3 protein-coding genes and 1 pseudogene are annotated in these 6,242 nt (G+C 31.2%); all 4 read right to left on the bottom strand.

The window, feature by feature from the left end:
* A pseudogene (locus ACM55F_RS18650) lies at positions 1 to 462 on the bottom strand (T9SS type A sorting domain-containing protein); the annotation flags it as partial.
* 133 nt (positions 463 to 595) lie between these two features.
* Positions 596 to 1,813, bottom strand: a complete 1,218-nt coding sequence (locus tag ACM55F_RS18655) for a hypothetical protein (protein ID WP_416855316.1) — start codon at positions 1,811 to 1,813, stop codon at positions 596 to 598.
* Positions 1,814 to 2,600: 787 nt separating this feature from the next.
* The gene (locus ACM55F_RS18660) at positions 2,601 to 2,984 is read right to left on the bottom strand and encodes a response regulator (RefSeq protein WP_416855317.1); all 384 of its coding nucleotides are present in this window, start codon (positions 2,982 to 2,984) and stop codon (positions 2,601 to 2,603) included.
* 6 nt (positions 2,985 to 2,990) lie between these two features.
* Complete coding sequence (locus ACM55F_RS18665; protein ID WP_416855318.1) at positions 2,991 to 5,546, bottom strand: PAS domain S-box protein; 2,556 nt, start codon at positions 5,544 to 5,546, stop codon at positions 2,991 to 2,993.
* Positions 5,547 to 6,242 lie beyond the last annotated feature (696 nt).

The following is a 6,242-nucleotide window of genomic DNA, read 5'->3' on the forward strand; positions in this document are numbered from 1 at the left end:
TAACTTATTGATCCAAAATGGGGCAATTGAAAATGGGCTAGCCTTACCATTATAGTTATTCATCGCTAAAATAGTTGGATTATTACTGTTTGTCAAATCGACAATATCTTTAAGTTGGGTAATCCCAAAAGGAGAGTTTCCAGCAGTGGAGCTATTTCCTCCCACAGGTGAACACCAGTAATTGAATTGAAAATTGTTTGTAGTTCCTTCTTGAAAAACAGACAAGCTTCCAAGACCTTTATTAGTTCCGGCTGCGGTGGATCCTTGTAACAATTGGGCATCTTTCCTCAAGTAAAAATTACTGCTGGCTGCATTTAATTCCAAGTCTTGTTTAATATATACGGCTTCATTACTTGCAAAGACAAAACTATCAGGACTTACATACATCTGAGCATTGACATTGCACTGAAATAAAACTCCAGAAACAATCAACAGTGTTTTTTTAAGTAATTTTGAGTTCATCTTCTGAATTAAATTAATTTGTATGAAATTATATTTTTTAATTGATTTCTCTTTTTTGGTAAAAATTTTTTATCCTAACCCTTTCGGGTGAAAATGTCATCAATAATAAAAGTACAACTAGTGATCTATTTCTTTAAAAATTTTGATCAACACATTCTGTAGCTCCACCTTCAAGAGTTAATGTATTACCACTATTTGCATTACTCCACTGAACGGTGATACTAATTGTATTCCCCAAAGTTGTGTCAATCGAGGTTAAATTCCCAATCTCAATATTTGGTGACAAATTATCTTGTTGTGTTTTACCATAGCTTATAATAGTTCCGGAAGTGCCAATACTTCTCACAGTTGATCTTAAATCAATATCGAAAGGCCTGTTTGTAACATTCTGACCTGTAGATGTAACGGTTAATACAGTCACTCCTGCCAATTTAACCCTGAATGTATAAATAGATGAAGTATTTACTGTAGAAAACCTTCCATATAATTTTACATTCATCAATTTACCAATAGTTAAATAGTTAGCTGCCATAGTAGATGTATAAATAGTTGTTTCGGTTGTCGTATTTGAAACCGCTACCGGCGTAACAACTACATCTTGGGCAAGCATAATACTTCTTCTCACGAGATAAGTTGATGCGTAAAATGTATGACTTTTATATTCAATAGCACCTGGTTCTACGGTTGTCAATAACGGTCCATCTGTTAATTTTAGTGGGGCAGTTCCTGCTGAAGCGGTACCTGGTTTAATATGTAAGGAAGCTGTTGGAGCAGGCACGCCTATTCCAATATTTCCTGCTGATAAGACTCTTAAGCGCTCTGTGTTATTCGTTTTTAAAACAAAATCTTGAGAATCAGTAGTACCAACAAAATTTGTTCCTGAATTAATACCCGCATTACCCGTTGTACTCCATGATGAACTTGAAATAGAATTACTCGTTGTTTTCCACTCAGTGCCGTTACTAAAAAGCATTACAGAATCACCTGCATTTTCTAAAATGAAATTTGCCCCCCCATTGATTGTTCCAATTAATGTTACATTGGCATTACTTGTAACTTCTCTCTTAATAATATATATACGCCCTGTACAAGAAGTAACGGTTGGAAGAGTTAAATTAATAGCGGTTGATCCGTTATTACAAACAATAATGCTATGATTTTCATCTAATGAAGTACTAGTGGTTACCGTTGTTACCTTTTGACCCACAGAACCATTGACTTCAAAAGTTGATTGAGGAGTAATTGTATTTATTCCTACTTGGGCTTTAACAACAGAACAAGAAAGAAGAAAAAAGACTATTGAAAAAATATACAATCTGATATTCTTTGGAGTTAATTCATTTTTTTTCATAAAATAAATGTTTAAGATTAATGTAGTATGCAAATCACATAAGCATCAGTACAAATACGTAAGTAACCACGTTAATCATTAAGTACGTTTGTACGTAAAACTACTTATCAAAAATAAAATAAAAAATAATGATTACTGTAAAAAAAGTACCGATTATGAAATAAAAACGATATTAATAAAATAACAATCCAAAAATATTAAGAATAAAAAAAATACAAACTAATCTGTCTAAACAATAATTTTAAACTGTTTTTTTATTCATAATCCTGAATTTTTAACACATATAAGCACAAAAAAAAAGTAGTGTTCAACCCATTTTAAGTCACATTCTGTCTAATAGCCGCAACTTTTCTATTTAAATTTAAATGAATTCGTTTCTGAAAATCATTCTGCAGTATTGTTGAATAATTAAAATATAAGATATATAAGTCAATATAAAGGAGGTTTCACTTCGAGTTATTGTCTTAAAATACGTTCATTGGCTTATATACTGTGTATGTAAGTAAATTCAGCTGAAAGAAACACAAAAAGCTGAATTCAAGATAAATTCAGTTACAAACCATTGAAGAATAATGGTATTTGTTGACTCTAGAAAACACAAAAAATTGACAGTCAACAATTATAAGAAAAAAGAAAAGAATAATTGAAAAACTCGAAGAATACTAGAATTCCCTTAATTTTCTCGAGGAAAAAAATATTCGAAATTCAGCATTAAAATTATACTAAACAGTACAACGTAGATTAAGCCGACAAAAATAGAAAGGCTGTCAAAAAAACTAATTTATGACTATAAAAACCTTAATTTTAATCTTTGCAACACAAGTTCATCTAATGGCTTTTCGACAAAATCAATAACTTTGGAATAGGAGAAAGCTTTTTCTTTGTCAGATACATCTACGGACGATGTCACCATTACAACATGCACTTCTTTTTCGAAACCAATCTGGTGAATAACTTCCAATAAATCCCAGCCATTCATAACAGGCATATTTATATCCAGAAATAATAAAATAGGCTTGGCATTATCAGGAAGACTATCAAGAAAATCCAATGCTTTTTTTGCTGAATTAAAAGTATAGAGGGACTCATCGAACTTTGCTTTTTGTAAAATTTTTTTATACAGAAAAAGAATTACATTATCATCGTCTACAACCGCTATAGTTAAATCCATCTAATTTTAGTTTTTTTTAATATTAATGCGTTCTGTTTTTTTTACAATGTTTCTTATTATGTTGTCCAATTCAGTTCCAGAATCAAAAAAATGATTCAATAAATCTTCAAATTCGGATGATGTACTATCTATTTCTTTGATGAGATTTACAATACCCATCATTCTTGCTAAAGGAGCCCTAGCTACATGTGATTGTGTCCAGGCTATCTGTTGCAATTTTCCGTTTTGCTTTTCTATTGCTTTAATATAGTGTACGCGCTCTGTGACATCTTTAAAATAAACAGACAAACCTTTATTCGAAGGGTAAACACTTATTTCAAACCATTTTTTCAAAGGCTCATAATGGGTCTCAAATAGAAGTGTATGATTATTTTCAGCGGCTTCGTGGAATTTCCTGTAAGATTCAGAATTAATGCTGGTGGGAAATACTTCCCATAAATTATGTCCAATTATCTCATTTTTCAATATCCCAATTAGCTTTTCTGCCTGATTATTCCAGTAAGTAACTGTCCAAGACTTATCTACAGCAAAAAAAGCATCATCTATACTCTCAAGAATAGTATTTTTTTCTTCCAGAACTTCTATAACTGCTAACTCCGCTCTTTTCCTTTTATCAACACCCTGAAAACTACCATAAATTCTTACACATTTTTTGTTGAAAAATTCTGTTTCACCAATAACTCTTACCCATTTTTCATTTCCTTTAGCGGTAACAATTTGTAATTCAACATCAAATGGAATGCCTTTTTCAATGGCCTCTTCAATTTTTTTGCTAATAATTACCCTGCTTTCTCCTTCTTTAATGAAATTGATAGCCGTTTCTAAAGCTGGTACATAATCTTCCTGCACCTCATAAATTTCTCTAATTAGACTTGACCAGTACGTCCTGTTATTAACAAAATCTACCTCCCAACTTCCTATACGAGCCAGGGTATTTGTTTTATTAATCAAAAAATCCAGATTTTTTTTCTCAGTAATATCTTTTGCTACCGCAAAAAAGAATCCTTCTTCAGAAGACGGAGAAATTGTCCATGCCAACCATTTTATTTCCCCCGATTTAGTGATATACCGGTTCTCAAAATAAATTCTAGCGGTTCCTTTAGATAAATCTTCGAATTTTTCAGCAGTTTTTAGTTTGTCTTCAAAATGAATGAATTCAGAAATCGGAACGGCCAACAGTTCTTCCTCAGTATATTCAAGGAGTACACAAGCTGCAGCATTTAATTTTTTAAAATATCCATCTAAACCTGCTATACCAATAACATCAGGTGCAAAACTGAATATCTGGCTCAGTTCCTGTTCCAATTGCTTACGTTTAATTTCAGCCCCAATAAGAATCCCTATATTTCCAAACAAAACAGAAAAGTCTTCAATTAAATGTTTATCGGTATTTAATCCTAACACAAAAACGGCTATCACTTCATCATTATAAAAAACAGGCAGCCCATAAGCTGACTGTAAGCCCATTTTTTTAGCTGCATCTCTGCGGACAAAGCTATTCTCCTCTCTAATATTTTGCCAAAACTGAACGGTTTTGGTTTCCCAAATAGTACCGGGTAAACCTTTCCCTTTGACAAAACTGTTTAGCTCCTTATTTTCATCGTAAAAAGTCTGTGAAGCAGCTGTTTCACAATATTTAGAAACTAAGTTTATTTTCTTTTTATCTGCACTGACTAACCAAGCTTCCGCTATACTGAAATATCCAAAATCGACCAGCAAATCTAAAACTTTATCTAAAATCAGGTTTAATGTGCCCAGCTCATTAAATAAACGGCTGATGTCTGCAAAAAGGGTCTCTTGTAACTCCTCATTTTTACGCTGTGTAATATCTCTTCCGATAGCTATCCAATGGGTAAACCAACCCATTTCATCTGCTACCGGACTTACTGTTAAGTTGACCCAAAATTCTGCACCGTTTTTTTTATAGTGTACTGTGGTAATTTCACAAGATTCCGATTTTATCAAGGCCTCATCTAATCTTTTTAGTTCATTTCTATCTGATTTTGGACCTTGTAAAATTCGTGAATTTTTGCTTATTATTTCTTCAGTTGTATAACCCGTCATTCTCGTAAATGCTTCATTTACATAAACTATTTTCGATCCGGGTTCATTAAACGGTTCTGCTTCAGTGATCAAAACGGCATCATTGGTCTTGGAAAAAATGGAAGAGAATTTTTCAAGTTCTTTAATTAAATTCTGCTCTTTTGTAATTTCTTGATAAGTACCTGATAAACGGCTTGGCTTTCCATTTTTGAATATAATCTGACCTATGCTTTCTACACATTTGATATTGTTTTTGGTCGTGATAATTTGAAACTTGCCATTAAAAGGGATTCCTTCAAGTATCGCTCTTTCAGTAAATAATTTAATTTTATCTCTGTTTTCACCTTCAATATAAAAATTAATTATGCTTTCAATTTTAGGTATGAAATCATCAGGAACTTCATGGATATATCTCATAATAGTATCCCAATAAAGAATACCAGTTTCTAAATTTAATTCCCAAATGCCAATTTTAGTGGATTGCGCAACTTTACTATAGCGCTCAAGCTTGTTAGTCATAATAGGTTTTATAATAGATTCAACATCATTGGGAAATAAAATTTATTAATTATTTATTCTGTATTATCAAAAAAACTTGTTCTGCAATTAGTCCTGATGTTATTTAAAAGAAATAAACGTATACTTTTGGTTTTAAGGATATACAAATTATATATCCACTTACGCTAAAGCCATTTAACTTTCTAATGCACAATAAATACTTATAAGTATTTATTGTGCAAATATAAGTATTATTACTTATTCAATAATGCCTTTTATTTATTTATCAAAGAAATAGTCATTGTTATAAAAACATAGTAAGACAATTACCCAACACATAAAATATAATTTCACAGAAATCAGAATACGAATTACAAAAACATTGATTAGACATCCTTTTTTTAAGCACTAAAAGTAATAGGGAAATTATTTTTATTGACGATGATCGCTTGTATAGTGCTATAAAATAAATGATTTTATAGATGAAAATAGTAAGAAAATAACATGGCAAATCACCTATAGTGTTTTCAAAATGATTATTTATTAACTGAATTTAATGTGCTATAAATTAATCTTATTCATTTTTTTGACATAAATATTTTATATATAATAAAAATGCAACCTCCAAAGATTGCATTTTTATATTCATTCCTGATGAATTCTAGTTTTTAATGATAATTTTTTTACCAACCCCAATATTGTCTTTCGTCAATAACT

Source organism: Flavobacterium melibiosi, assembly GCF_048158545.1.
GTDB lineage: Bacteria > Bacteroidota > Bacteroidia > Flavobacteriales > Flavobacteriaceae > Flavobacterium > Flavobacterium melibiosi.

Bases quoted from the DNA above. Each gene is read 5' to 3' on its own strand.
- ACM55F_RS18665 (WP_416855318.1), bottom strand. From the start codon at position 5,546: ATGACTAACAAGCTTGAGCGCTATAGTAAAGTTGCGCAATCCACTAAA.
- ACM55F_RS18655 (WP_416855316.1), bottom strand. From the start codon at position 1,813: ATGAAAAAAAATGAATTAACTCCAAAGAATATCAGATTGTATATTTTT.
- ACM55F_RS18660 (WP_416855317.1), bottom strand. From the start codon at position 2,984: ATGGATTTAACTATAGCGGTTGTAGACGATGATAATGTAATTCTTTTT.